General features: G+C 64.9%; 1 protein-coding gene. It reads right to left on the bottom strand.

Annotation, left to right across the window (positions count from 1 at the left end; genetic code table 11):
• Positions 1 to 279: 279 nt before the first annotated feature.
• Positions 280 to 1,362: an IS110 family transposase gene (locus BRW65_RS30795; protein WP_432206475.1), complete on the bottom strand. Its 1,083-nt coding sequence runs from the start codon at positions 1,360 to 1,362 to the stop codon at positions 280 to 282.
• Positions 1,363 to 1,461: the final 99 nt, after the last annotated feature.

The raw sequence follows: 1,461 nt of genomic DNA, 5'->3' as shown, positions 1-1,461 counted from the left end.
GGGGCAGGGTGAAGCGGCGGCCGCAACCGTCGTCGTGGCCGCCGCTTCGTTGACCAGATGGGTCAGTTGGGGGATGTCGAGCGTGTCGTATCGACGCGTGTCAGTCTGATATACGCGGGTTGGTTACCGCAGGACGGGACTTTCGAGTCGGAGCGGTCCGCTTGTCTAGTGTCGAGCGTGATCGGTTGTGGTGCAAGGTGATTGCTCATAGCGGCGAGGCGGGTCACTCCAAGACGCTTGCCGACATCGGGCTGACTTATCTGGACATTTGTGGGGTGCTCAGTCGTCGAGGACGGCCAATGACCAGCACCATCCGGCCAGCTCACGGGCGATGGCAGCATTGGCGACGACCGAGCGTTTCTTGCGCTGGTCAAAATGCATCCAGCGTTCATGCAGGCGCCGGTTACCGGCCTGGCCGCGGGCCCGGGCAGCTGGGGATGCGGCAGCCCAGCGTCGCCGCATCACCGCACCGGGTCGGTATGGGGCGCGGTGATGCCAGGCGGCTTCGACCAGCAGCCGGCGGGCGTGACTATTGCCGGTCTTGGTCATTGCGCCTTGAGTTCGGGTGGCCCCTGAGGAGTATTCACTGGGCACCAGCCCGAGATAGGCGCCGATAGTGCGGCCCGTGAGCCGAGACCAGTCGCCGATCTCGACGGCCAGCCCGAACGCGGTCAGCGTGGATACCCCGCGCAGACAGCCCAGCCGGGTCACCACCGGAGTAAACGCTGAACCAGCAGCCATCTCGGCGATCGCGGTATCGAGGCGCTCCCGGCGATCGACGGTGGCCAGCATCGTGTCGAAAGCGGTGTCGTAGGCCAGTTGTAGCGCGGCGTTGTCGAACCGCTGCCGACGCAGCCAGCGCTCATGCTCACGAATCCAGGCGCGTCCACCGCTGTAGACGATCCCCTGGCGCAACAACAGTTTCGATAGCCGGTGGCGAGCGGTCATCAAATCTCCACGGATATCCTCGCGGGCCCGCACCAAGTCTCGGGCGGCCTCCTGCTCAATGCTGGGGATCGTCACCGCCACCACCTGGCCTAGATGCAACAACCGCGCCAGATGCGCGGCATCACGGGCATCGGTTTTGACGCGGTCTCCGGCCGGACGGATCAGCATCGACGGTGCGGCCACCACACAATCGATCCCGGCTTCCAGCAAGAACCGGGCCAACTTGAATCCCGTCGGCCCGGCCTCATAAGTCACCGCCACCGACCCGGGAAGCCCCTTGATCCATGCCAGGATCTCGCCAGGATCCGGGGTCAACCGGCGTTCAAACACCTCCCCGGTATCCCCGTCCAGACCACACGCCACTACCGAACGCGCGTGCACATCCAACCCAACACTCGTACGCTGAACCTTCACTGGGGCCTCCCACATCTGTGGCTCTACGGCCAGGACCCATTTCCCGACCGCAACCCACGTTCACATGTGAGCGAGGCCCCAGCCCCCCATACCGTCTAG

Source organism: Mycobacterium paraffinicum (assembly GCF_001907675.1).
Classification (GTDB): domain Bacteria; phylum Actinomycetota; class Actinomycetes; order Mycobacteriales; family Mycobacteriaceae; genus Mycobacterium; species Mycobacterium paraffinicum_A.
Note: the sequence above shows the minus strand (reverse complement) of the source record. Positions and strands in the feature narration are given on the sequence as shown.